The sequence below is a fragment of the Ectothiorhodospira sp. BSL-9 genome (assembly GCF_001632845.1).
Classification (GTDB): domain Bacteria; phylum Pseudomonadota; class Gammaproteobacteria; order Ectothiorhodospirales; family Ectothiorhodospiraceae; genus Ectothiorhodospira.
In genome coordinates, this window is the sequence record NZ_CP011994.1 from 1,408,924 (window position 1) to 1,434,462 (window position 25,539).

A 25,539-nucleotide genomic window follows, 5' to 3' on the forward strand; every position below is an offset into this window, starting at 1 on the left:
GACCTGCCATGCGCACGGAAGAAACCCGCTTGGTCCTGGACACCAATACTCTGATCAGCCGCATGCTGGTGCCACAAGGTACAGCCGGGCGTGCCGTGGACAAGGCGCTGGCCCAGGGCGTTCTGCTGGCTTCCGAAGAAACATTGACCGAATTGGCCAATGTCCTTTCCCGCCCCAAGTTTGATCGCTATGTTTCTCTGGAAGCGCGGCAGCAATTCCTCAAGTTGCTTGGCGGAGTCGTACGCGTGGTCCCGATTCAGCATCGCATCCAGGCCTGTCGCGACCCTAAGGATGACATGCTGCTGCATGTGGCCCTTAATGGTGAGGCACAATGTTTGGTCACTGGCGATCAGGATTTATTGATACTCGGCAATGACTTTTGGCAAAGCCACGGGCTGCGCATCCTCTCGCCAGCCGATTATCTCGCGTTGATATGATCAATGCATCGAATGATGCCCTAATTTTGTAAACACCTCTTCAACAGGCTGCACAGCTGAATCAATTCCCGGCACCAGGGACGTGAACGACACCACCCACTACTACAACCAGCACGCCGGCCAGTTCATCGCCGACACCCTGCACGTGGACATGGAACCCCTGTACCAGTGCTTTCTGCGCTACTTGCCGGCCGGCGCGCAGGTGCTGGATGCCGGTTGCGGTGCCGGACGCGATGCCCTGGCCTTCCAGCGGCGGGGCTATGGTGTCAGTGCCTTCGATGCCAGCGTGGCGCTGGCGGACCATGCCTCACAATTGCTCGGCCGGCCGGTGCCCGTTCGGCGGTTCGATGAGGTGGACGAGGTTGAACGGTATGACGGCATCTGGGCCTGCGCCAGCCTGCTGCATGTGCCTGCCGCCCACTTGCCCGCCAACTTCCATGCGCTCTGGCAGGCCCTGAAACCGGGCGGTGTCATCTATTGCAGCTTCAAGCTGGGAACGGGTGAACGTGATCGCAACGGCCGACATTTCACCGATGCCGATGAAGACCAGATCCGCGTCTGGACTCGGGAACTCACCGGACTGGCCAAGCTGGAATGCTGGCTCACCGAGGATCGGCGCCCCGATCGGGAAGAGCACTGGCTGAACTGCCTGCTCCACAAGGCTACCCGCCAACTCATTACGGGCGGCGATGACCATCCCTTCCTGCCCCACCTGTGCAGCAGCATTCACCGCGCCGATGCCATCGACATGGCGGTGGCCTTCATCAAGCACACCGGCCTGCGCCTGCTGTTGCCTGATCTGCAGACGGCGCTGGATCGCGAAGCCACTGGCCGCACACACGCCCGCATCCGCATCCTCACCAGCGACTATCTGGACATCACCGATCCCCAGGCCCTGCGCGCCCTCATGCTGCTGCAGGAGCAGGGCGCTCAGGTGCGGGTCTACCAGAGCAGGGGAGGGAGCTTTCATCTCAAGGCCTACCTGTTTGCTGGTTCGCAGGAGACCGATACCCATTGGGGCTGCGCCTTCATCGGCTCCAGCAATATCAGCCGCCAGGCCCTGCAGCAGGGCCTGGAATGGAACTACCGGATCAACTATCCGGGGGACAAGGGATTTCTGGAGGCCCGTGAGCAGTTCCAGGCCCTGTTCAACGATCCGGCCACGGTGGCCCTGTCCGATGAATGGATCGATGCCTACGAGGCACGCCGCATTCCGCCGGAGCGTTCATGGGAGCCGGGCAGCACCGAGTCGGAGCCGCCACCCACGCCGACCCACATCCAGGCGCAGGCCCTGGAGGCGCTGGAGCAGACGCGCCTGGACGGCTACCGACGCGGGCTGGTGGTCATGGCCACCGGTCTGGGCAAGACCTGGCTTGCTGCCTTCGACACGCAACAGGCGAACGCTCGCCGGATCCTGTTCGTGGCCCACCGGGAAGAGATTCTCAACCAGGCTGCTGGCACCTTCGCCCGTATCCGGCCCAGTGCCCGGATCGGCTTCTATCATGGGCGCCAGCGGGATGCTCAGGTGGACATCCTCTGTGCCTCGATCCAGACCCTGGGTCGTGTCGATCATCTGGAGCGCTTCGGGCCGGGGCATTTCGATTACATCGTTGTGGACGAATTCCATCACGCCGCCGCGCCCACCTATCACCGCCTGCTGAACCACTTTGCCCCCACCTTCCTGCTGGGCCTCACCGCCACCCCCGACCGCACCGACAATGCCAGCATCCTCTCTTTGTGCGATGACAACCTGGTGTTCGAGAGCGACCTGTTCACCGGGGTGAACGCGGATCTGCTGGTGCCGTTCCACTATTTCGGGGTTTTCGACGAGGACGTGGACTACCAGAGCATCCCCTGGCGCAATGGCCGTTTCGATCCGGATCTGCTGGGCAACCGGCTGGCGACCCTGGCCCGCGCCCGTCATGCCCTGAGCACCTGGCGGGAACGGGCTCAGCGGCGCACCCTGGCTTTTTGCATCTCCACCCGCCACGCCGATTACATGGCCGACCAGTTTGCTCGGCAGGGCGTCAGGGCAGCGGCGGTCTATGCCGATTCCAGGCTGTCCCGGGGCGAGGCGCTGGAACAATTGGCCAATGGCCGGTTGCAGGTGCTGTTCTGCGTGGACCTGTTTAACGAGGGGGTGGACCTGCCGGCCATCGACACCGTGATGATGCTGCGCCCAACCGAATCCCGCATCCTGTTCCTGCAGCAACTGGGTCGGGGCCTGCGCAAGGCCGAGGCGAAGGAGAGACTGGTAGTGCTGGATTTCGTGGCCAATCACCAGAGCTTTCTGCACAAGCCCATGGCGCTGATGAACCGGACCATGACCCATCAGGATCTGGCCCGGTTTGCCCGCGATCTGGAAGCTCAGACTCTGGATCTGCCCACGGGCTGTTACGTCAATTACGACCTGCGGTTCATCGATTTTCTCAAATCCCTGGGGGGCAGCGATCTTCAGGATCAGTACCACACCCTGCGCGACACCCTCGGCCGTCGGCCAACCCTGACCGAGTTCTACCGTGCCGGTGCCAGCCTGCAGGCCGTGCGTCGTCAGTATGGTCACTGGTTCGGGCTGATCGCTGCTCTGGAAACGGGTCTTGAGGCCGATGAGCGGGCGGTCATCCAGCATCAGGCGGACCTGCTCCGGGAACTGGAGACCACCGCCATGACCAAGAGCTACAAGATGGTTCTCCTGGAGGCCTTTTTGGAACGGGATGGCTGGCGGGAGGCGCCGACGCTGACGGATCTTGCTGCTCGTTCCTGGCAGGTGCTGCAGCGCCGCCGCCCGCTGCTGGCCGACCTGCCGGACGCCTATCAGGGTCTCACCGAACCACCGGATGGCTGGCTGGGTTACTGGCGGAAGAACCCAGTGGCGGCCTGGGTCGGTGGGTCTTTTTTCACCCTTGAGGGTGATCGTTTCATCGGCGCCAAGGCGGTGGCTCCAGACCACGTTTCCACCCTGACGGCCCTGGTGCAGGAACTGGTGGATTACCGGTTGGCCACCTATGAGGTCAGGCAGGGTCTGGGTGGCGCCACGGTCACGGCCTTGTCCAGCCGCAGGCCGGAACAGGTCTCGCTGCCGTACTTTCCCAACCTTAAGATTGCCTGCGGCCACTTCAAGACGGGCACCGCCGATTGCGAGGAATACCGCAGTCTCCCGCCGGAAGGTTATGGTCGTCTGGATCCCGGTCGGCACTTCATTGCCCGCGCCTCCGGCAACTCCATGAACGGTGGTAAGCAGCCCGTGGAGGATGGCGACTATCTGCTGCTGGAACTGGCCAGTGCCGAGAGTGCGGGTCGCATCACCGGCGAGATCCTGGCCATCGAGCGTCAGGACGGCGCGGGCGACAATCAGTACCTGCTGCGCAAGGTGCTCAAGGATCCGAGCGGCCAGTACCGCCTCCGGGCCAGCAACCCGGATTACGAGGACATCGTGGTCACGCCGGAGCTACAGGAGCAGTTCCGCACCTTTGCCCGATTCAAGGGGGTGCTGGATCCGTTATGGATGGTAGTGGGGGAACGGTTTGCCCGGGAAGAGATACCCGGCCTTTTCAACGCCCAGTTCAATCCGGGCAGTTGGAACAGTGGCCATGTGGTGCTCGGGGAACAAAAGGTCCATGTGCTGTTGGTGACCCTGAACAAGCAGGGCAAGACGGCTGATCATCGCTATCTGGATCATTGGGTGGACGACACCCGGTTCCACTGGCAGACCCAGAATCAGACAACGCCTCAGAGCAAACGGGGACGGGAGATCATTCATCATGAGGAGATGGGTATCGGTATCCACCTCTTTGTCCGGGAAAACAAGCTGGAGCAGGGTAAGGCGGCGCCATTCACCTATTACGGGCCGGTGCAGTATCTCAAGCACCAGGGCAGTGGGCCGATGAGTGTGGACTTTGAGGTGATCCAGCACCCCGGAGCATTTCAATCTGCAACGCAACTTGATGGGTGAAGAGCACTGGTCGGCTGTCGTCACATACAAGCAGGCGCTGTCATCACCGCTGGCCCGGCAGTATCGCGGGGCTGGGGATTTCAGTAGCCCATATCCAGATCCTGGGCCTGGTCAACCAGGGCCTGCATGGCAGCCTCGCTGGAGATGGTCTGGCCCGGCTCCTCTCCCCACAGCATGCCGATAGGCACCGCGAAGCAGCCCGGCACCGGCAACTTGAGACAGTGGCGGCCGGTGTAGATCAGCATACCCCCGCGGAAGCCCTGGCCGGCCTGGTCGGCGAGCCTGGCGAGTCCGGCGGCGTCCTTGCCCTGGAGGCTGGCGGCACGTTTGACCTCCACCCCCCAGAGTTCTTGGCCACGCTCGATAACAAGATCGACCTCCACCTGGTCCTTGTCCCGGTAGTGGGAAAATCGTAGTTCCGGATCGACCCAGGAAGACTGAGCGACCAACTGCTCGACCACGTGACTTTCCAGCAGGGCACCAAAGCGTTCTGCATGGGTCAGCCACTGTTCCGGTCCCAGACGCCCCAGGGCGGCGGCAAGTCCGGTATCCACCAGATGCAGCTTGGGGCTCTTGATCAGCCGCTTGGCCTGATTACGGTGCCAGGCGGGGAGCTGTTTAACCAGAAAGAGGCGCTCCAGGATGCCAAGGTACTTGGCGACGGTGGCACGCTCTATCCCCAGCTCCTTGCTCAGATTGCTGACGTTGAGCAGGCTGGCAGTGCGGTAGGCCAATAACTCCATCAGGCGCAGCATCCCATCTTCGTCCTGGATGGCAGCGATATCCCGCACATCGCGCTGCACGATGGCGTTGAGGTACTGGCGATACCACTGACGTGCCCGGTGGGGCGGACGGCGGCTGGGTTCGGGATAGCCGCCCTGACATAGTACCTCTGCCGTTGGGGCCAGTGGCGCGGTGTCCGGCACCATTCTGGGCGTTAGCTGACCCTCCACCAGCGTGCCGAGCAGGGTCGAGGTGCTGACACGTTTCTCCTGTTCGGTCAGCGGATGCAGGTAGATGACTTCCATGCGGCCAGCCAGGGAATCCTGCGCCTTGGGTAACAACAGCAGGTTGGCAGAGCCTGTGAGCAGGAAGCGGCCTGGCTGGCGATCACGGTCCACCACCGACTTGATTGCCAGCAGCAGCTCCGGCACCCGCTGTACCTCGTCCAGAATGACGCGTTCAGGCAGGCCCTCCACGAAGCCGAGTGGATCCTGCCGAGCGACTTCCAGCAGCGTCGGGTCATCCAGATTCAGGTAGGTGCGCTCGGGGTCGATGCGCTGGGCGAGTGTCGTCTTGCCTACCTGCCGTGGCCCCAACAGGCAGACCACCGGCGTATCGGCAAGGGATTCAAGCAATCGAGCGCGAATCAAGCGTGGGAGATAGGGGGATGCCATGTTGCGCCTCTGCTAGCGTCCAGTTGCTGGCAAGGTTAGCGTCCAATTGATTTCTGGTCGACCGTCCAATTGATTTTTTATCGCTCGGCTAATTGGTCTCAGGCGCTTCGCTTAGTCCAGCTGTTGCATCGCCCTCCGACCAACTGCGCTGCCTGCTGGGGAGGCCGCCGGTCAAGCCCGGGAAATTTCCCGCCTGACCCGATGCGCGCAGGAACGGTTTGCGTGGCGTCGACCGCGTGCGTGGTGGTGTCGGTGACGGCGGTGCGGGGGGCCGTTGATCTTATTCGTCTGTGTGGGCAAGCTGGCCGGACTGCCTTCCTGACCAAGAAACACCTGCAAACCCTGGTACGTTGAGGAGAGGCCATGACGACCCTGACCATTGAATCCGCCTTTGGAGGCTGAGCGATGGACAGACAGCGTGCCCTTGACCTGCTAAGCCGCAGCAAGCCTGAGTTGCAGGCCCGTTTCGGCGTGACCCGGCTGGCCCTGTTCGGTTCCACCGCCCGCAATACGGCAAGCAGTGGCAGCGATGTCGATGTGCTGGTGGCCTTTGACGGCCCGGCCACCTCCAAACGTTATTTCGGCGTGCAGTTCTATCTGGAGGACATGCTCGGCTGCCCGGTCGACCTGGTCACAGAAAAGGCCCTGCGGCCGGAGCTGCGCCCCTACATTGAACAGGAGCGGGTCAATGTCTGATGCGAGGCAGCGCGAATGGCGTTTCTAACTCGACGACATGATCGCCGGAAAGGTGCTCGCCTACACCGACGGCCTTGACTGGCAATCGCCTTGAGTCGGATTTCCACCTCATCCACCAATACCTTCCGCCGATATTTCGGGCAAAAGATGACATGGTACTGGCAGGCAAACACCACATTATTGTTGGATCGGTATTCCAGTGACGACCATGACCGCTGACAGGCGCTGCATCTTTTCGGACGCCGATTGCCGCTTCGGGAGGGGGGTGATTGCCGTGTTGATGGGAAGGGGACTTTGAAGGAGGGCCATCCATGGAATTTTCCAAAGAGTTCAAAGGGCGTGAACAGGACATCATTGATCTGTTCCGTGCGACCTTCGCCCACGCCGAGGGCATGGAGGAGGGCGCATTGATTGGCAGTCTGGTTCGCCATCAGATGGCCGACACCACCGAGCCGGATCTCCATGCTGTTACGTCCCGCACTGATCCCGCTTACCACCCCCTCGCCATCCCAGGTTCCTTGAGGGCCTGTTAAAGCACATCCCCGCCTTCAATCCGGGACATCCGGGTCAAAGAAAAGGCCGGTGCACCTCTGGTAGTGTGAAATCTTCGACCAAATCACAACACCAAAAGGCACCGGCCATGGCTTTGATCCTGCCAGGGATTGCGTCCCTTGAGCAACACTTATCGGCCCTGTTGACTCATCCCGAGGGGTATCGACCCAAGCGGTGCCCGCATTGTGGTCGCGCCGGGCTGTGGTGCCACGGGTGCTATGGCCGCAAGGCCGACCGGGATCGTGGTGGCACCCTGAATCCGATTCCCATTGCGCGATTTCGATGCCCGGGGTGTTGCCGCACCTGTTCGAGGTTGCCCGAGTGCATTCCCCCACATCGTTGGTATCTGTGGGCGGTACAGCAGTGGGCATTGCTGGCACTCCTGGCGGGGCGTTCCTGCCGCGCCCTGAGCCGGGAGGGGATGCCGGGCAGGCACACCCTGGGGCGGTGGATGCACCGTTGGCGGGAGCGGTTTCACCTGCACGCCTTTGCCTTGTGTCAGCACGACCCTGGGTGGGGGCGTTATCCCGGCATGGCCACCTTGTGGCCGGCGGTGCTGGCCTGCATGCCGCTGTCAGCGGCGATGATCCTGGTACAGCATGTCGGGATCGCCATCCCATGAAGGCACGGGGATGCCCGTGGCGGGACAGGGGGTCAGTCGTGTTTCCATGACTCCACACAGTCTGCCCCTTGGACGGGGTGGGGCGCTGGGTTTTGCTGGGCGTTCCCTATCCGGCCCCAGGAGGCCTGCCCATGAAAATCAGCAAACCCATCCATCCCATGGCCCTGTTCCGTCTGAGCGTGCTCGGCACGCTGGCAGCCTGTCCGCCACTGCACCGGGGTGAGCTCAAACAGCACCTGCAAGCCCTGGCCGCCCGGGATTACCTGGATCCCACCACCGGGCGGCCGGTGCGTCTGGCGGAGAAGACTATCGAGCGCTGGTATTACGCCTACAAGCGCGGTGATATCGAGGCCCTGGCGCCGTGCTCCCGCTCGGATCAGGGCGCCTCAAAGATCGACCCGGCGCTGCAACAGGCCCTGCTGCAGGCCAAGCAGGACAACCCACAACGTTCCCTCAACGCCCTGATCCGGTTGCTGGAAAAGGAGGGTCGGGTGGCCCGGGGAGTGCTGTCCCGTTCCAGCGTTCACCGTCTGCTGCGGCGCCATGGGCTCTCCCACACTGCGGGATCCCCCAGTCAACCCCGGGAACGGCGACGCTTCGAGGCCCATCATGCCGGGGATCTGTGGCAGGGCGACGTCATGCATGGCCCCAAGATCCCGGTGAAGGGGCGGCTGCGCAAGGTCTATCTGGTCTCGCTCATGGATGATGCCTCGCGACTGATCACCCACAGCGCCTTCTGTACCGACGAGGGGGCCCTGGCCATCCAGGGGGTGCTCAAGCAGGCCCTGCTCAAGCGCGGCCTGCCGTCACGGCTGATGCTGGACCAGGGGGCGGCATACCGTAGCACCCAGTTGCAGGCCATCTGCGCGCGGCTGAAGATCCATATGGTCTACTGTGCGCCTTACCAGCCTGAAGGGAAGGGTAAGATCGAACGCTGGCATCGCCGAGTGCGGGATCACTTCCTCGGCGAGCTGGATCTGCAGCGGATCCAGGGGCTGGAGGATCTCAACGCGCGTCTGTGGGCCTGGCTGGACCAGGACTACCATGTGACGCCCCATGCCGGCCTCAATGGCCTCACCCCGCTGGCCCGCTATCAGCAGGACCTGGTCAACATCCGCCCCCTGGGGCCCCTGGCCACCGAACTCGACGCCCTGTTCCATCACTATCACACCCGCAAGGTGCGCAAGGATGGCACGGTCTCGCTGCACGGGCAGTACCTTGAGGTACCCTTCGAACTCGTCGGTCAGAGCGTCATCCTGGTCGAGGATCCCCATCAACGCCAGGTGGTGGCCGTGCTCGATGCCCAGGAGCAGCCCGTGGGCAAGGCCACGCCCCTGGATGCCCGCGCCAACCTCAAACGTCGACGTCAGCAGCCAGTCATCCCCGATCCGTCCCCCACCGCCCAAACCGGACCCAATGCCATCGAGCTGGCCCTGCAGCAACAGCAGGTCGACTGGGTGCTCGACACCGACGCGAACGAGGAGGCATGAACCCCATGTACCGTGAACACTTCGGTCTCACCCAGGACCCCCTGGGCAAGCAAAGCCGCGCGCTGTTCGATACCGAGCCGCTGCGCTTACTCAAACAACGCTTCGACTGGTTGCTCGAACACCCCGGCGTGGGACTGCTCACTGGCCCCCCGGGAGTCGGCAAGACCGCCGCCCTGCGCCAACTGACGCAACCCCTCAACCCGCATCGCTTCGAGGTCATCTATCTGGCCGAAACCGACTTCGGGCGCCTGGACCTGTATCGCTCACTGGCCCTTGCCCTTGGCCTGGAACCCCCGCATCGACGCGCCGCCCTGTGGCGGGAAATCAAGGCCCGACTGCGCGAGATGGCCGAGCAAAAACACCTGCTGCCCCTGTGGATCATCGACGAAGCCCAGAACCTGCCCAACGAGTTCTTCCGCGATCTGCCGGCCTTCATCAACTTCGCCTTCGACTCCCAGGACCTAATGACCCTGTGGCTGGTGGGACACCCCAGCCTCGCCCAGACCCTGCAGCGTGCCCCCTACGAGGCCCTGGCCAGCCGTCTGCAGTGCCATATCCAACTGCCCCCCATCGACGACCCCGAGCAGTTCACCGCCCTGGTCAGGCATGGACTGAAGCAGGCCGGCGTGCAGCAGCAACTGATGTCCGACTCCGGCCTACACCTGCTGCTCATGGCCAGCCGTGGCCGACCCCGCACCGCCAGCCAGATCCTGTGTACCGCCATGAAACTGGCCGTGCCCAAGGGACTGAATCACCTCCCCGACGAACTGCTCCAGGAAGCCATCGAGGCCCTGCGATGAATACCCAGAACATCGAAAAGCCGGTCCTGCCCCCGGACCTGGACCCCGACACGGTGCGCGCCCTGCACACCGTCCTGCTCAACCTGGTGGATCACCTGGAGTCGGTGTACTTCGCGCAACTGCGCCAGGAAGAGGAAAGACCGGACAACGACGTCACCACCCCCCGCCGGGCTTGCCGGCTGCCGGGCGATGAGCCACCCTTCTGAGTCACATCCGTCCCAGGCTGCGCGCGGAGGTGTTACCTTCCGCGCTCAGCTCGGGATGGGCCCTTTATCCCACCTCACAGAGGCCGGGATGGAAAGCCTTGGATAGGGTGGGACGTAACACATGCCTTCCTCGCCGAAATGGACCGGGCGATTGTCGGCGGGGCGATCTTCTCCCGGCTGACCTACGATCAGGATGACCGGTCCGTGTTCATCCTTGCACCGGTGGCCGTTGCGAGCGGGTGGCAGGGGCAAGGCATCGGCCAGAAACTCCTGGCCCATGGTCTGGAAGCGCTGAGGAACTCAGGGGTTGATGTGGTCCTGACCTATGGTGATCCGAACTACTACTCGTGTGTCGGCTTCAAGCCCATCACCGAGGCGCTGGCTCCGGCGCCCTTCAAATTGAAGCAACCCGAAGGCTGGTTGGGACAATCCCTGGCGGGTGGAGAGATGGTGCCTTTCAAGGGGGCGCCGCGCTGTATCCCGGCGCTCAATGATCCTGTCTTCTGGTAGGGGAGGGACCCTTCGGCCTCACCGATGCGTTTGCGCAAATGGCAGATGTTATATTGCCGAGTGGTTTTGAATGGCCCTCGTCCGCCCAGTGATTTCGTGCCGATTCGTCTTCAACAAGGGGCTGGCGTTGCAGAAGGAGCGCCACGAGCGCGGCGAGAAGAAACTCGGCTATGCGGGCCTGTGCAAGCTACTCACAGAGTGGCGCAATGGCCCGGAGACGCCGTGGCTGGCCGATGCGCCAACGCATCCGCTGCAACAGACGCTTAAGGATCTGGAGCGTGCCTACACCAACTTCTTCGCCCAGCGGGCGGACTTTCCGCGCTTCAAGAAGAAGGGCCAGTCGGACAGCTTCCGCTATCCCGATCCCAAACAGGTCAAGCTCGATCAGGCGAACAGCCGCCTGTTCTTGCCCAAGCTCGGCTGGCTGCGTTACCGCAACAGCCGCGACGTGCTGGGGACGGTGAAGAACGTCACCGTGTCGCAGAACGGCGGTAAGTGGTTCGTGTCGATCCAGACCGAGCGGGAGGTCGAGCAGCCCATCCCGCAGGGCGGCGCAGTCGGCATCGACATGGGCATCGCTCGCTTTGCCACCCTCTCGGATGGCTCGTATGTCTCACCGCTTAACAGTTTCAAGCGCCATGAAGCCGCGCTGCGAAAAGCGCAGCAAGCGATGAGCCGCAAGGTGAAATTCAGCAGCAACTGGAGTCGAGCGAAAGCTCGTGTCCACCGTATTCATTCCCGAATCGGCAATGCCCGCCGCGACTACCTGCACAAGACCACGACCGCGATCAGCCAAAACCACGCGATGGTGTGCATCGAGGATTTGCAGGTACGGAACATGTCCAGGTCGGCGGCAGGCAGCACCGAGCAACCGGGCAAGAACGTTCGGGTCAAGTCCGGCCTGAACAAATCCATCCTCGATCAAGGCTGGTTTGAGTTCCGCCGCCAACTGGACTACAAGCTGGCCTGGAAGGGCGGGTATCTCATCGCTGTGTCATCGCAGAACACAAGCCGGACGTGTCCAGCGTGCGGCCATGTGTCAGCGGACAACCGTCGTACACAGGAGCGGTTCGCCTGCATCGAGTGCGGTTTCGAGGAAAACGCCGATATGGTCGGCGCGATCAATGTTTTAAGGGCGGGACACGCCCGGTTAGCCTGTGAAGTGAACGGTGCGGTAATGCCGTCAGCAGCAGGAACCCACCGAGGTGAGTCAGCCTTGGCGGGCTGAACACGGTAGGAATCCCCTTCCTTTCCGCCTTTGGGCGGCGAGCGTCAGCGAGAGGGAGGGGAGGATGTCAAGTTCGTGTCGATCAGGATCATCGCCGGCACGCTTCAATCGAAACGCGGCGGTTCGGGCATCGGTTCCCGCTGTGGCAGGTCGAGATCCACCCCACCGAGCGCCGCGAACCGGCGGTGGATAGTCTCGCCGAGGTTCTTGGATGCCACCGGCTTACCGATGGCCTGGCGCAGGATTTCCCGCGCTTCCTCCTCCATCGACCGGTCATGCTCGGCCGCGCGAATGCGCAGGCGATGCTTCAGACCCTCGTCGAGATTACGAATCGTGATGCTGGCCATAATGCTCTCCATCAACCTCTCTCAAGATTAAGCTTTGATTGCATTGATATTAACTCCCCAATCCCGCCGAGGCCAAGAAGGCCATCAGCCGCCTGGCCCAGGACAGCATGAAGCGCAGCGCTGAGGGAGGCCTGCGCATGGATGCGGTGATGTACATGGCAGGGGCGCTGGAAACCCTCGAGAACGTGGACAAACAGCAGCTGACCACCACCGTGTTCGCGAGGCTCGGCAAAGCGGTCTTTCCGTCAACGCCCCCGCCAAACGCTACACGCTGGAGTCGCTCCCGGGCGATTTCTCTGGCCTGCAGTTGCTGTCGATGACGCATGTCGGCCTGAAGCAGATCGATCCCTCGCTCGACTCCCAGTCAGGCCTGGATGCCGAGTACGAAGCCGCAAAAAAATGGCGGGCAAGTAGGCGGTCCGTCGGACCGGGATATTGCCCCCCTATCGACGCAAGCAAACCGCAGAAAACATCGCGCTCTGGCAGGTAGCACAGGGGTGAGGGGCTCACCAATGACGTGCACATCCATCGGCAGATCCAGGCCATCCTCGATCCCTGCATGCAACGCCCAGAGCTGCTCATCGTCGCCATACGCATCAATGAGGATCTCTTCCAACAGGGTTTCCGGATCCAAAGAAGGCTTTCTTCGAGTGGCCATGTCCTCGTTGCGCTGTCGTCGCACGATATATAGCCTCGGAGCCGGCGACCACGTTGCGTGCCGGCTCCGACCAGCTCGGATCGTTGACGATGGCTCCTTCATGCAGCATATGTTGTCATGCTCTTGTGGAACATCAGGCGTCCCACGTTTCATCTGCGTGCTCGGCAGCGGGGATCAAGGTCGTTTTCAATTCGTACCCCATGGCCCGATATCCTCGCTGGCGCCTGGCCCACATGCGGGCAAGCTGGGGCTGATCGATCTCGGCGTAGTCGTGGATCCGCACGTCCCTTTTTTCGACATGCTCCCGGTGCAAGCGCCCGGCATATTGCTGCAGGGTCCCTTTCCAGGAGATGGGCATGGCCAGTACCAGGGTATCGAGCGGTGGATGATCGAAGCCCTCACCGATCAGGCGGCCGGTGGCCAGCAATACCCTGGGCGTGGATTCGTCCAGTGATTCCAGTTCGGCAAACACCGCCATGCGTTGTTTCCTCGACAGGCGGCCATGCAGCACGAAAACATGTTCGATTTCATTCCCCAAAGCTCCCTGCAATAACGGCAGGTGGTCTGTTCGCTCGGTGAGCACCAGCACTTTGCGCCCTTCCCGGTAGGCGGCCAGCACATCCTCGGCGATGCACCGGTTGCGTGAATCATCGGTGGCCAGAGCGCGGAATACGTCCTGTATGGGTGAGTCTGGCGCCAGTTCCGGCGCGGGTAGCATTTTCGGCCAGACTTCGAGCTTTGTCGGAACCGTTTCGGGTCTGCTGGCGGTGTGCCTGATGGGTCCGCACTGCATGAAAATGATGGGGTGATGGCCATCCCGCCGAACGGGGGTTGCCGTCAGACCCACCACGTATTTCGCCTTGGCCTGCTTGAGTATCGACTCAAAGGAGAAGGCCGACAGGTGGTGGCATTCATCAATGATGATCTGGGTGTACTGATCCAGGAACTCGCCCAGGTCTTCACGACGTGTCAGTGATTGCATGACGGCGATGTCGATCTGGCCAGATGGCCTTTTCTTGCCCCCGCCAATGACACCCAGTACCCCTTTGGGAAGATCCAGGAATCCACCCAGACGCGCTTGCCACTGACGGAGTAATTCCGTGCGATGCACCAGTACCAGGGTGCTGACCTTGCGCCGGGCGATCAGGGCGGCGGCGGTCACGGTCTTGCCAAAGGCCGTCGGCGCACAGAGTACGCCGAATTCGTGTTGGATCATCTCCCGCATGGCTGCTTTCTGATCCGTGCGCAAGGTGCCGGTGAATCTGGCCTTCACTTTCTGCCCGGCAAGGCGTTCATCCTGCAACTCTGGACGGATGTGGTTCTGCCGCAATAGATCCAGCACGGCTTCAAGGCAGCCGCGCGGGAGGGCAACATGCCGAGGGAGATTCTCGGCGCAACCTATGATGCGCGGTTTGTTCCACACCGGCAGGCGCATGGACTGTGCCTTGTAGAATTCCGGATTCTGGAAGGCGGCGAGGCGGATCAGTCGATTGGCCAATGCTTGCGGCAGGTCCGCCTTGGCGATGAAGATCTGGTTGGCCAGTACCAGCGGGAGCGAGTCCGGTAATGGACCGCTCATCCTGGAGGGTGTCGAAGAGGGGGGGTTCCAGGGTGCGTTATCTACTTCTTCTGACGTGAAGGCCACATCCAGCGGGTGGCGACCGTCGCTGGCCCGCAGGAGCGCATTCTCCAGGTCATGATGGGACATGGGTTGCACGGATGCCAGAAAGGCCCACTGATCCGGATAGGGTTGCAGGTGTTCATCCACGAACACAGTGCGACCCAGGCCCCTGGGTTGTTTCTGCAGGGGCAGTGCGATCAGGTTACCGAAGCCACCTTAATGGATGTGTGGGGGTGTCTTCTCCGGCGCTGGAATGGGGTTAGCGGCGCCCCTTGTTTCCCATGGGATGCCATGGCGGGTCAGCAAATCCTTGAGGCGAGCGTTTTCTTCACGTAACCGCCGTAACTCCTCTTGTTCGCCCTCAGCGATCATTAACTCCTCTTCACCGGCGTACTGGTGGTGATTATTCCGGATGGATGCGGCCCGGTCACGATCTCGCGCAAGGGTGCGATGGAGCTCAGTGCCTGGGCGTCTCGCTCAGCAAGGCTTCAAGCGTCTCTGCCTCCAGGATGGCATCAGCCCAGGTTTCCAGTTGCTCTGAGCCGGCCTGGTCGAGTCGGGTCTGCGCCCATGTGGGGATCGCGCCGTACTTCTTGGCGATCAGACGGGCCAGCATGCGACGAGTGCCTTGTTCTAGCCCTTGTTCCAGACCTTGCTCAAGGCCCTCCTGGCGCCAGCGTTCCGGCCACTTCTTGATGCGTTCAGCCAACATGGTGTGTACCTCATGCAGTTCCTGTAGATCGTTCAGCTCGGGTGCCTTGAGCCACTCCACCAGCTTGCCCAGGACATTGAGCATCTCCTGCTCGTCACGGTTGTTCTCCAGCCGGAAGAGGGCGGCGACCACGTTGCGTGCCGGCTCCGACCAGGCCGGGTCATTGACGATGGCCCCTTCATCCAGCAGGAGGTAGCCAAGGGCAGGGCGGTAGCGTTCCAGTCCTCCCGGTACCTGTTCGACCAGATCGGCGATGTCAGGTGCCGCACGCCAGCGTTCCTCTCCATTGTAGAGCACCACCGGCAGGACAGGCGGCAGCTTGCCGCTGGGCGTGAGTTTGTTCTGGCGGATCAGGTCCTGGTAGAGCAGTCCCACATAGCTCATGATGCGCACCGCCATGAAACGGTCCACGCTGCTTTGAAATTCCAGTAGCAGGTAGACATACAGCCAGTCCTTTCCCCAGCGGACGCGCCAGATGATGTCATCCTCGCGATCGCGCAGTTCGTCGGTCACGTAGGAGCCGCTGACCTTCTCCAGGGCTGAATCATTGGCCCGAGGTCAATATCCCGTTGCCCTCAGTTCAATGATGTCGGTGATCCTTTCGCCATCCCATCGATATTGCAGGTGCCTGCCCTGACGGGTTGGCCCAAGGGCGGGTGGCCTCAGGACACCCGCACACAGACCGCCCTCGGCATCCCTTACACTGGGATAGATGAATCCGTAACGACCCGCCTGTCGGGCCTGAAGTCCCAGGTGTTGCGAAGGCCGCCAATCGTGGGGGTCGAGGTAGGGAGTGCCAGTGGGGGCGCAGAGGTCGAGCAGCGGCGCCCGCAACTCTGCCAGATAAACCCGCATTTCCAGGTTGATCGAGGGTTCCGATGATTCACGGAGGAAACGCTCGCGGTGATGACGGGTTTCGGTCACCGCGGTGTGCTCGTCTCGGGCGCAGTAATACACGCCGTAGGCCCCATCGGAAAAACGACTCTGGGCCGGGTAGGTAAAGGCGGCCATGACCGGCGTGTAGCCGGGCCCGAATCGGCGATCCTGTTCGGGTACCAGATGGATCTCGCCGGCCGCCTCGCGCAGGCGATTCGAGGTCAGGCCCTCAAGCTCATGGAGGGCCGCCAGATCGCCGGCTTGTCCGGCAACAGCCTCGAAGAGGTCTATGGGTGGGAAACGGGAAGGTACGATCCGGTAGCTCTTGGGCCAATGCACCTCCACCTCTGAAAACTGGGCGAGAAGATCAGCCTCGGGCGGCATCCAGATGCTCCCGCACAGCCACCAGGTCTGCTACATGCCCCCCAAGCATGCGTTCAAGGGGGGGGTGTCCGCCAAAGCGGGGATTGGTGTTCGGTCGTCTCACCCAGCCATGCGCGGATTCGGGCCTTGGCAGCAGGATATGCAGCGCTTTGTAGATACCGAGAATCAGGGAGAGACGCTCCAGCAGGTTCACGTCCGCCTGCACCCGGTTCGGGTCACGCTTCCAGCGTCGATAGGTTTGGCCGGGGACCCCCAGCAGTCGCGCTGCCTCCTGCTCCTTGAGCCCCCATGCCCGGGCAATGTCTGGATAAGCCCGCAAACCGGCGGCAGCCAGTGTCTGGCGTTGCTCCGTCGTCATCGTCTGCATGGGGCACCTCCTGGGCAATGGCCTGTTTCGCTACGGAACACTTGATCGTTCTTTTAATTATAGCGCTCAAATGATCTATATGTCTTTCTGGTTCGCGAAGCGCACCATGTGGTGTAAACCATGATCCATGGCCGACTGAGTTGCTCGCCTCGGACGATTGAAGACCTGCCATGCGCACGGAAGAAACCCGCTTGGTCCTGGACACCAATACTCTGATCAGCCGCATGCTGGTGCCACAAGGTACAGCCGGGCGTGCCGTGGACAAGGCGCTGGCCCAGGGCGACGCTGCACAGCCAACCATGACTCTGGTTCAATCAATACCCTCTTGCTGCAGCCTGTGCGGGTGGGTTTTTCGATATGGCTGGAGCGTTTCGAGAGCTTTTCTGTAGGAGCTGAAGATGTTTTCCTCGCCAATATCCTCCAGTAGGCCTGCCCGTTTCATGTATTTGAGAACGCCGGGCTTGAGCCCACTGAACATCAGGGTGCAGTTGGCCGCCTGAAGATCGCTTATCAAGGAGCGTATCTTGTCGATGCCCGAGGCATCGATGCGGTTCAGGCTATTGCCAATCAGACCCGGATGGGTCACCCCGTGCGGAGCCCATGCCCCTCAGTTCCGGTCATCGTTCTCGGGCTCGACCCCCAACTTCTGGCGGTGGTGATCAGCGATCAGGGGCGGGAAACAACAGACGACGACTTTCCCGCTCACCCACTCATCTGATCGAAGGCTTCCAGCGCCTGGGCCCCATAGACATAGGACGGACCGCCGCCCATGTAGATGGACAGGCCGATGGTTTCCATGACTTCCTCCCGGGTGGCGCCGTGCTTGATGGCCGCCTTGGTATGAAAGGCAATGCAGCCGTCGCAACGCAAGGCGATGCCGATGGCCAAGGCCATCAATTCCTTATGCTTGGTGGACAGCGCTCCCTCCTGGGATGCGGCTTTGTCCATAGCCCCAAAGGCCTTGGCGACCTCCGGGATGCCGCTGCCCACTTCCTGCATGAGTCCGCCCAGCTGCTTTACGGTCTGATTCCAGTCTTTGTGCATGTCCACTCCGGGATTTTTGATGGATGTCAAGGCTTTTTATCTAATGATCATTAGAGTGTATTACAAGAAGTCCTCGTCTTAAAAGAAGGCCTCATGACCCAGACCCATCGCACCCTTCAGGACTTGCTCTATGAGCAGGTGGCTCGCATCGGCAAGGCGCTCTCCAGCCCCAAGCGTCTGGAGATCCTGGATCTCCTGGCCCAAGGGGAGAAGTCGGTGGATCGCCTGGCGGAAGAGGCGGGCATCGACATCAAGCTGGCCAGCGCCCACTTGCGGGTGCTCAAGGAAGGCCGACTGGTCATGCCCCGCCGACAGGGGCGTTTCATCTTCTATCGCCTGTCCGGCCAGGATGTGGCCTCCCTGAATGTGATGGTGCGTTCCGTTGCCGAGCAGCACCTGCTGGAGCTGCGGGCCACCCTCGAACAGATGTCGGGTGCCATGGCAACACTGGACTCCCGCAACCGGACCGATCTGCTGGCCCAGGCGCGCCAGGGGGAGGTGGTGGTGATCGATGTGCGTCCGCCGGAGGAGTTCGAGGCGGCCCATCTGCCCTTTGCCCGTTCACTCCCCCTGGCGGAGATCGAGGCCAGGCTGGCCGAACTGCCGCTGGATCGGGAGATCGTGGCCTACTGCCGGGGGCCGTTCTGCGTGCTGTCCGACGAGGCCGTGGCCCTGCTGCGGCGCCTGGGGTATCGGGCCCACAAGCTCAGCGACGGCGTCTCGGAATGGCAGGCAGCAGGTCTGCCGCTGGAATCCCGGGACGCAATCTCACCCACCGAACACGAACCCAGGAGTCACCGCCATGCCTGACAGAGCCCATTGGGATGAAGTCTACGCCACCCGGCCCAGTGATTCGCTTGTGGAACGCCAGCAACAAGGTCTGCGACCCGGCGGACGGGTGATCATGGCCACGTTTGCAGAGACGGGCCCGGAGCGCTGCAGTGGTCTGCCGGTGATGCGCTACGGGTCCGAAAGCCTCCATGCGTCGATCAGGATCATCGCCGCCACGCTTCAATCGAAGCGCGGCGGTTCGGGCATCGGTTCCCGCTGTGGCAGGTCGCGATCCACCCCACCGAGCGCCGCGAACCGTCGGTGGATAGTCTCGCCGAGGCTCTTGGACGCCACCGGCTACCGATGGCCTGACTGATCCTGTCTTATGGTAGGGGACGGACCAACTGCATGTATCCTACGTACGACATGTGTCGACAGGAGGAATCGCCGTGTTCGAGTTGGATGAACGTCTGGAGGCAGACAGCGTGGCAGTGGGAACGCGGGATGGCTGCCTGGTGCGGCTGTTTCGGGACGCGCGCTATCCCTGGCTGTTGGTGATTCCGGCGATGGGCTGCTTCCGCGAGTGGTGGGAACTGGCACCCGATGAGCGCCTGGTGGTGGACGGAGTACTTGCCGAGTGTGCCCGTGTGCTGTCAGTCCTGCCCGGTGTTGAAAAGACAAACCTCGCGACGCTGGGCAATCTGGTGCCCCAGTTGCACTGGCACGTGGTGGGGCGCCACGCGGGTGATCCCGCCTGGCCGGGGCCGGTCTGGGGACACGGTGATCCGGACCCCTACGACCCGGGGGAGCAGGCGGACCTGGTGGCCTATCTGCGCAGCGCGCTGGATCTTCATGGTGTTGATGTGACTGAATCACACTGTGTGCGATAGGCCGGCTCGCCAAACCCAGAGCCCCAGGGCAGTGGCCATGGCCGAGGCTGACAGTCAGCAGCCCGGTATCCCCGGGGCTGTGCAGGTTTTGACGGATTCACGGACAATGCCGCCAATGGACGGCGGCCGCTGCATTGCCCATCTCGACATGGATGCGTTCTACGCATCCGTGGAACTGCTGCGCTATCCGCAACTGCGGGGGCAGCCCCTCGTGGTGGGTGGGCGCCGTGTCATGGCGCCGACGGTTGGCGACGACGGCGTCCTTCAGTTCACCCATCTACGTGATTACCGTGGCCGGGGCGTGGTGACCACCGCGACCTACGAAGCGCGTGCCCGGGGCGTGCATTCCGGCATGGGCCTGATGACCGCGGCCCGGCTCGCACCGGATGCGGTTCTGCTCCCTGCTGATTTCACGGCCTACCGGCACTACTCGATGCGCTTCAAGGTGGCGGTTGCCTCTCTCGCACCGAGGATCGAGGACCGTGGGATCGACGAGATCTATATCGACCTGACCTCCCATGGCAGCGACCCTGAGCCTATCGCCCGTCGGATCAAGGAGGCGGTGCGTACGGCGACAGGGTTGTCCTGCTCGATCGGCATCGCGCCCAACAAGCTGCTGGCGAAGATGGCTTCGGAGTTCGACAAGCCGGACGGTCTCACGCACGTGGGTCCCGCGGATCTGGTGGACCGGATATGGCCGTTGAAGGCCAGCAAGATCAACGGGATCGGGCCCAAGAGCGCAGAGCGGCTGGCGTCCCTGAATATTCATACCATTGGTGATCTCGCCCGGGCAGAGCTCGGGCTTTTGCAGGAACAGTTCGGGCCCCGATATGCCGCTTGGCTGCATGACGCCGCCCACGGGCGTGACGACCGGCCGGTGGTTACGGAGGCCGAACGCAAGTCGGTCAGCCGCGAGACCACCTTCGAGCGCGACCTGCATCCGCGACAGGACCGTGCCGAACTCACCGGCATCCTGGTGGCGCTCTGTGAACGGGTGGCCGCTGATCTGCAGGCGCTGGGTGTGCGTGGACGGACCGTGGGCATCAAACTGCGCTATGGGGATTTTCGCACGCTGACCCGGGACCACACGCTGCGCGTGCCCGTTGATGCTCAGGCGGAACTGCTGGCCGCCAGCCGGGAGTGTCTGCGCCGGGCGCCGATGGATCGGCCGTTGCGGCTGCTGGGCGTGCGCGTGAGCGCCCTGGTGCCGGTTGCCGATGTCGCTGAAGACCCGGGGTTCTGGGAGCAGGGCGAGTTGGCTTTCGATGAGTGAAGCTGATGGCGTTTCGCAAGGCCGGGGAGGTAGCGCCCTGGTCCGGGTCTTGCGAGTCACGAGGATGGCCCGCGACACTGGCTTCGTCCTCCTGCCCACCAGGCTCCTATCGCATACAGTAGTGCCAGGCACCACAGGCCCAGCCAGGTTGACCGGATCTCCTCCAGTCCCGCGCCCATCTGGTAAACGCGCACAAAGGCATCAATGCTGCCGGTGGAGGGTATGATCAGGCCCAGATTGACCAGCCAGCCTGGCATGGCCTCGGCCGGCCATGCGAAACCGGCGAGGAACAGTGCGGGAACGCTCACCAGCATCATGACCTGCAGGGCAGTTTCGCGACTGGAAAACAGGCAGCCCAGCAACAAGCCGAGCAGCGTCACGGCCACAAAACCCGGCAGAACGGCAACCAGCGCCAAGCCTGCGGAACCCAGGTGTGGAAAGCTGAACAGGTCATACACAACCAACATGTAAAAACCGAATAGCAGGCACTGGAGTGCCAGGTACACACTCACTCGCGCGACCATCACAAGCGGCGCACGATCGATCTCCCCCTGCTCTCGCCGCCCGACCTGCACCATGCAGATGCCAATCAGAAAGGTCTGCTGCAGGATCAGGATGAGCACCGCCGGCACCACATAGTTGGCATAGCCCCCGTCGGGGTTGTAGAGCTCATGTAAGTCAACCGCTACCGGCATGGCCAGTGCCCTTGCCCCCTCCGGCGAGTGCGCCGAGGTCGTCAGGGCCCGCTGCTCAACGATATTCTGGCTTAGAGCCAGGCTGGCGCTGGCCGTTGCGTTTGCCACCTGCGAGTAAAGCACCAGGTAGGCGCCGTTGGCGAAGACGCCGATGCGCGCCGGCTCTCCACGCAGGACCTGTCGACCGAAGCCATTGGGGATTTCGATGTAACCCGCCAGTGCCTTGCGCCGGACGGCATCGCGGACCTGGTTGACATCGGAGGTGGTGAGCGTGACCTGAACCTGCTCGGTGGCGTCGATCCAGCGCACCAGTTGCCGCGAGAGGGCACTGGAATCGTGATCGACTACGGCCACAGGCAGCGCGGTGGCTACCTGGGCCTGGTACGGCAGTGGATAAAACAGCGCATAGAAAAGACTGCCGCCGATCAGCACCAGCACGACCGCGCGATCACTGAAGATCACGGTCAACTCTTGCCGCATCGTCAGGAGGAAACGCCTCATGCCTGGCCCCAGCTGTCAGGGTCCGTGAACCAGCGCCGCCAGCGCCGCAATGTCAGCACCGGCAGCAAGGCAAACAGCAGCAAGGCAAACACGTGCCACAGGGCGGCTGCTGGTGGTGCCGCCATCAGCACCTGCGCCGACTGCAGGTGCAGGAAATACCCTAACGGCAGTGCCTGTGCCCAGAAGGCCGCGAAACCGTCCATGGCCGCGGTGGGAAACGTCATGCCGGAATAGGCGAAGGCCGGGCTGACCAGCACGCTGGCAACGCTGGTGGCCAGGCGCAGATTGCCCAACAGGCCGAGCAGGAACGCTCCGAGCCCAAAACTGGCGAGGACCAGACCCAGCCAGCCCAGGATCCAGACGATGAGACTGCCCTTGAACTCGGTACCGAGCAGGCGCAGCAGTACCGCCAGGAGCAACAGCCCGAACACGAAGAACCAGACCATGTAGGGCAGCAACTTGCCCAGCAGCGCCGTCACCATTCCACCACCGGCGGCGTCCATCCAATCACCCGCGGAACCGTCGCGAAGCTCCCGACCGGTGACGTCGATGGCCAGCACCACCATCAACACGTGTAGCACCGCAACAGCCAGGGGCAGCGCCAGAAAACGGCCGAACTCCAGCCCGGGGTTGAACAGGGCGTGGCTCTCCACCAGCACCGCCGGTAACGCCCCCTGGGCCATGCCGATGCCGATAGCCGTGGTCGTCACGGCGGTGCGCACTTCGCGCAGCACCAGATTGCCGGCAGTCAGGGTCTGGCGATTGTAGTAGAGCTGTATGCGCGGTTGCTCCGCCCGAATGACCTCGCGAGCGAAATCACGTGGCACCACGATGACCGCATAGACATCACCCTGCCGGACCCTGCTGGCCGCGGCGTTCATGTCGGGCAGGTGGGCAGCAATCCTGAGGCCGGGCGTGCCATCCAGGGCACGCACCAGTTGGCGAGAACCCGCACTCTGGTCCTGGTCAACCACCGCCACGGGCAGTTGGTCGGGCACCTGCTCGATGAAGATCAGCAACAGCAGGCCCGGCAGCATCACCGGCAGCAGCAGGGTGAACCACCATAGCCTGGGCGTCGCAGCAAAACGCGCCCATTCACGCGCTAGCAGGTGACTCACTCTTCGGCCTTGATGCTGCGTTCATCCACCAGCACGCTCATGCCCGGGCGCAGGTCCGGCACTGCCTCGACAGGTCGGGCGCGCACTTCGAAGGTGCGCAGGTCAAAGCCACCCAGGTCGCGCGAGGAACGCCAGGTGGCGAAGTCGGCCATGGGGGCGATGTAGTGCACCTGGAATTCCACGCTGCGCATCCCCAGCGCCGGCAACTGGCCGCTGAAGCGACGTCCGGGGTGAATGCCGGGCATCAGGTCCTCACGTAGATTAAGCGTGACCCAGGGGCGATCGGTGCGGGTAATGACCAGCAACGGAAATCCGGGACCAACCACCTCCCCCGGCTCGACGACCCGGTTGGTGACCTCACCGGAGACCGGCGCGAATTGCTGCGCCTCGGCCAGCGTGCTCTGCGCTTCACTCAGCCCGCGCTGGGCCTGCCGCAGCTGAGCCTCGGCGGCGCGCAGCTCTTCCGGCCGCACTGCGGACCGGGCCATGTGGTAGGCCTCACGCGCGGCATCCGCCTGGGCCTGGGCCGATTTTGCCCGGGCCACGGCCTCATCGCGGCGCTGGGTCGGCACCACTCCATCGGTGTGCAGGCTTTCGATGCGGGTTCGGGTTTCAGCAGCCAGTTCGGCCTGGCTCACGGCCGCCTGCCACTGCGCCCGCGCCGCGCGAATCTGCTCATCACGTGCTCCGCTTCGGGCCATATCGGCCATGGCCCCGGCTGCATCCACCTGGGCCTGGACCTGGCCCGCGCGCGCCTCCACTTCCGGCATGAACAGCGTTGCCAGTAGATCACCCGTCTCTACCCGGTCTCCTTCTTCCACCTCGATGGACGCAACACGGCCACCGACCTTGGCCGCGACCCGAATACTGTCGGCCTCGATCTGCCCCTGCAGGAAGGCCGGTCCGGGGCGGGTCAACCAGAGCAGCAGCGCAACGAAACACGCCAGGGCGAGGATTGACAGCGTGGTCCAGAGCAGAACACGGCCCAAACGCCGGGATGGAGGGGATTCAGTCATTGGCGCGTTGCTCGATCAGGTTCACCAGTTGTTCTCCGCGACCCACAGCCGTGTACAGGGCGGCTGTGGCCACCCAGGCATCATGACGTGCCGCCAGCTCTCCCAGGGCGACACGTGAACGCGCCAACTCGGCATCGATCACATCCATTGATGTTGCAAACCCTTCCTCGAATGCGCGCTGCTGGGCACGCAGGCTTTCATCGGTCAACTCGGACGTGGCGGCGAGCGTCCGCTGGCGGGCCAGCGCCCCGTTGAGCCGGTCCACCTGTTGATCAATCAGCAGGGCCACGTCGCGTTGACCTGCCGCCAGACGTCGATCCACTTCGCTGACTCGCGCCTCTGCCTGGGCCATGCGTGCCCGGCGCTGTCCACCATCAAAAAGGGTCCAGTTGGCCTGGAGGCCAACCACCCATTCCGGATCGACCAGCGTCAGGTCTTCGGTATACAGCGCACGAGCCCCGAACAGGGAAACGACCGGCAGGAATTCCCCGCGAGTGGCACGCGCCCCGGCGCGGGCCTGTTGCAGGCGTTGAGCGGCTTCACGCAGGGCCGGGTTGCCATCCTCCGCTGCCGCCTTCCAGGCATCGCGATCCACCGGTGGCGGCGGGGCGGGAATCGGGGTCGCTGTGGTCACCGGACGGTCGCTGGCCAGTAGCGCCGCCAGGGCCGCCCGGGATAGCTCCAGCTGTTCACGCGCCACCAGCAGTTCGTTGTCGGCTTCGGCCAGGGCAACGCTGGCCCGCAGACGCTCGACCCTGGCGATCTGCCCTTCGGTCTCCATGCGGCGCGCGTTGAATTCATGAAGACGCAGACTTTCCGCGCTGCGTTTGTGTACCTCAAGGGACTCCCTGGCCAGTGCCTGACCAAAAAAGCGCTCGACCAGCGCCACCTCGAGCTCGCCGCTATACCGGTCCACCGCAGCCTTGCTGGCCTCCAGTCCAAACCGGGCGGCCTCTCTCCCGGCCTGGATACGCCCACCCAGATACACAGGCTGCACCGCCTGCAGGGACACGTTGACGAAATCGCGATCCTGTATGTGGTAGTGGCGCGGCAAGTCGGGCAGAGGGAAACCCAACCCAGCCTGCCCGAAGCCCTCGATCAAGGCATCACTGACCCGACCAATATCCGCCTCCAGCGGCGCATTCAAATGGCTGTAGCGGCTCTTGAGCTCGACGGTTGGCAGGCGCCGTGCATCGGCCTCAGCACTTTCGGCCCGGCGCTGCTCCACCGTTGCGCGGGATGCCTGCAGCGTTTCGTTGACGGTGACAAGGCGCTGCAGTGCACTGCGAAAATCCAGCGACAGCGGATCGGGCTCCTGCCCTGCGGCGACGCCACAATACAGCAGCGCCAACACCGCAAACGACCGGCGCAACACG

The 25,539-nt window shown here is 62.9% G+C and carries 27 protein-coding genes and 1 pseudogene; 14 read left to right on the forward strand and 14 right to left on the reverse strand.

Translation table 11 applies throughout. From position 1 onward, the window contains the following. Positions 1–8 precede the first annotated feature (8 nt). The gene (locus ECTOBSL9_RS06660) at positions 9–437 is read left to right on the forward strand and encodes a putative toxin-antitoxin system toxin component, PIN family (RefSeq protein ID WP_063464404.1); all 429 of its coding nucleotides are present in this window, start codon (positions 9–11) and stop codon (positions 435–437) included. Between the two features lie 82 nt (positions 438–519). Continuing rightward, a complete protein-coding gene (locus tag ECTOBSL9_RS06665) occupies positions 520–4,389 on the forward strand; it encodes a DUF3427 domain-containing protein (RefSeq protein WP_063464405.1) in 3,870 nt (1,289 codons plus the stop codon). 80 nt (positions 4,390–4,469) lie between these two features. Here the strand turns inward: ECTOBSL9_RS06665 and ECTOBSL9_RS06670 are convergent, their stop codons facing one another. Then, positions 4,470–5,786: an ATP-binding protein gene (locus ECTOBSL9_RS06670; RefSeq protein ID WP_082829789.1), complete on the reverse strand. Its 1,317-nt coding sequence runs from the start codon at positions 5,784–5,786 to the stop codon at positions 4,470–4,472. 405 nt (positions 5,787–6,191) lie between these two features. On the opposite strand from ECTOBSL9_RS06670, the gene ECTOBSL9_RS06675 reads away from it, so the two are divergent. Then, positions 6,192–6,482: a nucleotidyltransferase family protein gene (locus ECTOBSL9_RS06675; protein ID WP_063464406.1), complete on the forward strand. Its 291-nt coding sequence runs from the start codon at positions 6,192–6,194 to the stop codon at positions 6,480–6,482. A gap of 83 nt (positions 6,483–6,565) precedes the next feature. Here ECTOBSL9_RS06675 and ECTOBSL9_RS16485 read toward each other — a convergent pair. Then, positions 6,566–6,682: pseudogene (locus tag ECTOBSL9_RS16485) on the reverse strand (transposase); the annotation flags it as partial. A gap of 111 nt (positions 6,683–6,793) precedes the next feature. On the opposite strand from ECTOBSL9_RS16485, the gene ECTOBSL9_RS17155 reads away from it, so the two are divergent. From ECTOBSL9_RS17155 to ECTOBSL9_RS06710, 7 genes are all read left to right on the forward strand, one after another. After that, a complete protein-coding gene (locus ECTOBSL9_RS17155) occupies positions 6,794–7,015 on the forward strand; it encodes a hypothetical protein (protein ID WP_063464407.1) in 222 nt (73 codons plus the stop codon). 107 nt (positions 7,016–7,122) lie between these two features. Continuing rightward, positions 7,123–7,656, forward strand: coding sequence for a DUF6431 domain-containing protein (locus ECTOBSL9_RS17480; RefSeq protein ID WP_240481077.1), 534 nt, complete (start codon positions 7,123–7,125; stop codon positions 7,654–7,656). Positions 7,657–7,787: 131 nt separating this feature from the next. After that, positions 7,788–9,146: a DDE-type integrase/transposase/recombinase gene (locus tag ECTOBSL9_RS06690; RefSeq protein ID WP_063464409.1), complete on the forward strand. Its 1,359-nt coding sequence runs from the start codon at positions 7,788–7,790 to the stop codon at positions 9,144–9,146. A 5-nt stretch (positions 9,147–9,151) separates the two neighbouring features. After that, positions 9,152–9,946, forward strand: coding sequence for an ExeA family protein (locus tag ECTOBSL9_RS06695; RefSeq protein ID WP_063464410.1), 795 nt, complete (start codon positions 9,152–9,154; stop codon positions 9,944–9,946). Then, positions 9,943–10,152 carry a hypothetical protein gene (locus ECTOBSL9_RS06700; RefSeq protein ID WP_063464411.1) on the forward strand — a complete coding sequence of 70 codons (210 nt, stop codon included), beginning with the start codon at positions 9,943–9,945 and terminating at the stop codon, positions 10,150–10,152. The genes ECTOBSL9_RS06695 and ECTOBSL9_RS06700 overlap by 4 nt, the downstream gene beginning before the upstream one ends. A gap of 138 nt (positions 10,153–10,290) precedes the next feature. Continuing rightward, positions 10,291–10,662, forward strand: coding sequence for a GNAT family N-acetyltransferase (locus ECTOBSL9_RS06705; protein ID WP_063464412.1), 372 nt, complete (start codon positions 10,291–10,293; stop codon positions 10,660–10,662). A gap of 70 nt (positions 10,663–10,732) precedes the next feature. Further along, positions 10,733–11,890, forward strand: a complete 1,158-nt coding sequence (locus ECTOBSL9_RS06710) for an RNA-guided endonuclease TnpB family protein (protein WP_063464413.1) — start codon at positions 10,733–10,735, stop codon at positions 11,888–11,890. Between the two features lie 104 nt (positions 11,891–11,994). Here the strand turns inward: ECTOBSL9_RS06710 and ECTOBSL9_RS06715 are convergent, their stop codons facing one another. The 8 genes from ECTOBSL9_RS06715 to ECTOBSL9_RS06755 all read right to left on the reverse strand — a co-directional run bounded on the left by ECTOBSL9_RS06715 (position 11,995) and on the right by ECTOBSL9_RS06755 (position 17,899). Beyond that, on the reverse strand, positions 11,995–12,237 hold the full coding sequence (locus tag ECTOBSL9_RS06715) for a hypothetical protein (protein ID WP_063466051.1): 243 nt from the start codon (positions 12,235–12,237) through the stop codon (positions 11,995–11,997). 364 nt (positions 12,238–12,601) lie between these two features. Beyond that, entirely contained in the window at positions 12,602–12,919 is a 318-nt protein-coding gene (locus ECTOBSL9_RS06725; RefSeq protein ID WP_156500063.1) for a hypothetical protein, read from the reverse strand. Between the two features lie 109 nt (positions 12,920–13,028). Beyond that, positions 13,029–14,717 carry a DEAD/DEAH box helicase gene (locus tag ECTOBSL9_RS06730; protein ID WP_205632026.1) on the reverse strand — a complete coding sequence of 563 codons (1,689 nt, stop codon included), beginning with the start codon at positions 14,715–14,717 and terminating at the stop codon, positions 13,029–13,031. Between the two features lie 256 nt (positions 14,718–14,973). Further along, positions 14,974–15,765, reverse strand: coding sequence for an Rpn family recombination-promoting nuclease/putative transposase (locus ECTOBSL9_RS06735; protein ID WP_256366335.1), 792 nt, complete (start codon positions 15,763–15,765; stop codon positions 14,974–14,976). 21 nt (positions 15,766–15,786) lie between these two features. Then, the gene (locus tag ECTOBSL9_RS06740) at positions 15,787–16,488 is read right to left on the reverse strand and encodes an RES family NAD+ phosphorylase (protein WP_063464417.1); all 702 of its coding nucleotides are present in this window, start codon (positions 16,486–16,488) and stop codon (positions 15,787–15,789) included. Then, a complete protein-coding gene (locus tag ECTOBSL9_RS06745; protein WP_205632001.1) occupies positions 16,472–16,855 on the reverse strand; it encodes an MbcA/ParS/Xre antitoxin family protein in 384 nt (127 codons plus the stop codon). Before ECTOBSL9_RS06745 ends, ECTOBSL9_RS06740 begins: the two co-directional genes overlap by 17 nt. A gap of 310 nt (positions 16,856–17,165) precedes the next feature. Continuing rightward, positions 17,166–17,441, reverse strand: a complete 276-nt coding sequence (locus ECTOBSL9_RS06750) for an STAS domain-containing protein (RefSeq protein WP_063464418.1) — start codon at positions 17,439–17,441, stop codon at positions 17,166–17,168. Positions 17,442–17,557: 116 nt separating this feature from the next. Continuing rightward, positions 17,558–17,899 (reverse strand): carboxymuconolactone decarboxylase family protein, encoded by a 342-nt coding sequence (locus ECTOBSL9_RS06755; RefSeq protein ID WP_063464419.1) that lies wholly within the window; start codon positions 17,897–17,899, stop codon positions 17,558–17,560. Positions 17,900–17,992: 93 nt separating this feature from the next. Here ECTOBSL9_RS06755 and ECTOBSL9_RS06760 point away from each other — a divergent pair, with 93 nt between their 5' ends. The 4 genes from ECTOBSL9_RS06760 to dinB all read left to right on the forward strand — a co-directional run bounded on the left by ECTOBSL9_RS06760 (position 17,993) and on the right by dinB (position 20,833). Beyond that, positions 17,993–18,709 (forward strand): metalloregulator ArsR/SmtB family transcription factor, encoded by a 717-nt coding sequence (locus ECTOBSL9_RS06760; RefSeq protein WP_063464420.1) that lies wholly within the window; start codon positions 17,993–17,995, stop codon positions 18,707–18,709. Continuing rightward, complete coding sequence (locus ECTOBSL9_RS17290) at positions 18,702–19,046, forward strand: hypothetical protein (protein ID WP_063464421.1); 345 nt, start codon at positions 18,702–18,704, stop codon at positions 19,044–19,046. Before ECTOBSL9_RS06760 ends, ECTOBSL9_RS17290 begins: the two co-directional genes overlap by 8 nt. A 73-nt stretch (positions 19,047–19,119) precedes the next feature. After that, positions 19,120–19,560 (forward strand): HIT family protein, encoded by a 441-nt coding sequence (locus tag ECTOBSL9_RS06770; protein ID WP_168161544.1) that lies wholly within the window; start codon positions 19,120–19,122, stop codon positions 19,558–19,560. A gap of 148 nt (positions 19,561–19,708) precedes the next feature. Then, entirely contained in the window at positions 19,709–20,833 is a 1,125-nt protein-coding gene (dinB, locus tag ECTOBSL9_RS06775) for a DNA polymerase IV (protein ID WP_371259019.1), read from the forward strand. Positions 20,834–20,889: 56 nt separating this feature from the next. On the opposite strand, the gene ECTOBSL9_RS06780 is transcribed toward dinB, so the two are convergent. From ECTOBSL9_RS06780 to ECTOBSL9_RS06795, 4 genes are read right to left on the reverse strand one after another with little or no spacing between them, the layout of a single operon-like run. Continuing rightward, the gene (locus ECTOBSL9_RS06780; protein WP_082829791.1) at positions 20,890–22,029 is read right to left on the reverse strand and encodes an ABC transporter permease; all 1,140 of its coding nucleotides are present in this window, start codon (positions 22,027–22,029) and stop codon (positions 20,890–20,892) included. Next, positions 22,026–23,147, reverse strand: a complete 1,122-nt coding sequence (locus ECTOBSL9_RS06785; RefSeq protein WP_063464424.1) for an ABC transporter permease — start codon at positions 23,145–23,147, stop codon at positions 22,026–22,028. Before ECTOBSL9_RS06785 ends, ECTOBSL9_RS06780 begins: the two co-directional genes overlap by 4 nt. Further along, positions 23,144–24,163, reverse strand: coding sequence for an HlyD family secretion protein (locus tag ECTOBSL9_RS06790; RefSeq protein ID WP_063464425.1), 1,020 nt, complete (start codon positions 24,161–24,163; stop codon positions 23,144–23,146). The genes ECTOBSL9_RS06785 and ECTOBSL9_RS06790 overlap by 4 nt, the downstream gene beginning before the upstream one ends. Then, positions 24,156–25,538 (reverse strand): TolC family protein, encoded by a 1,383-nt coding sequence (locus ECTOBSL9_RS06795; RefSeq protein WP_168161545.1) that lies wholly within the window; start codon positions 25,536–25,538, stop codon positions 24,156–24,158. The genes ECTOBSL9_RS06790 and ECTOBSL9_RS06795 overlap by 8 nt, the downstream gene beginning before the upstream one ends. Position 25,539: the final 1 nt, after the last annotated feature.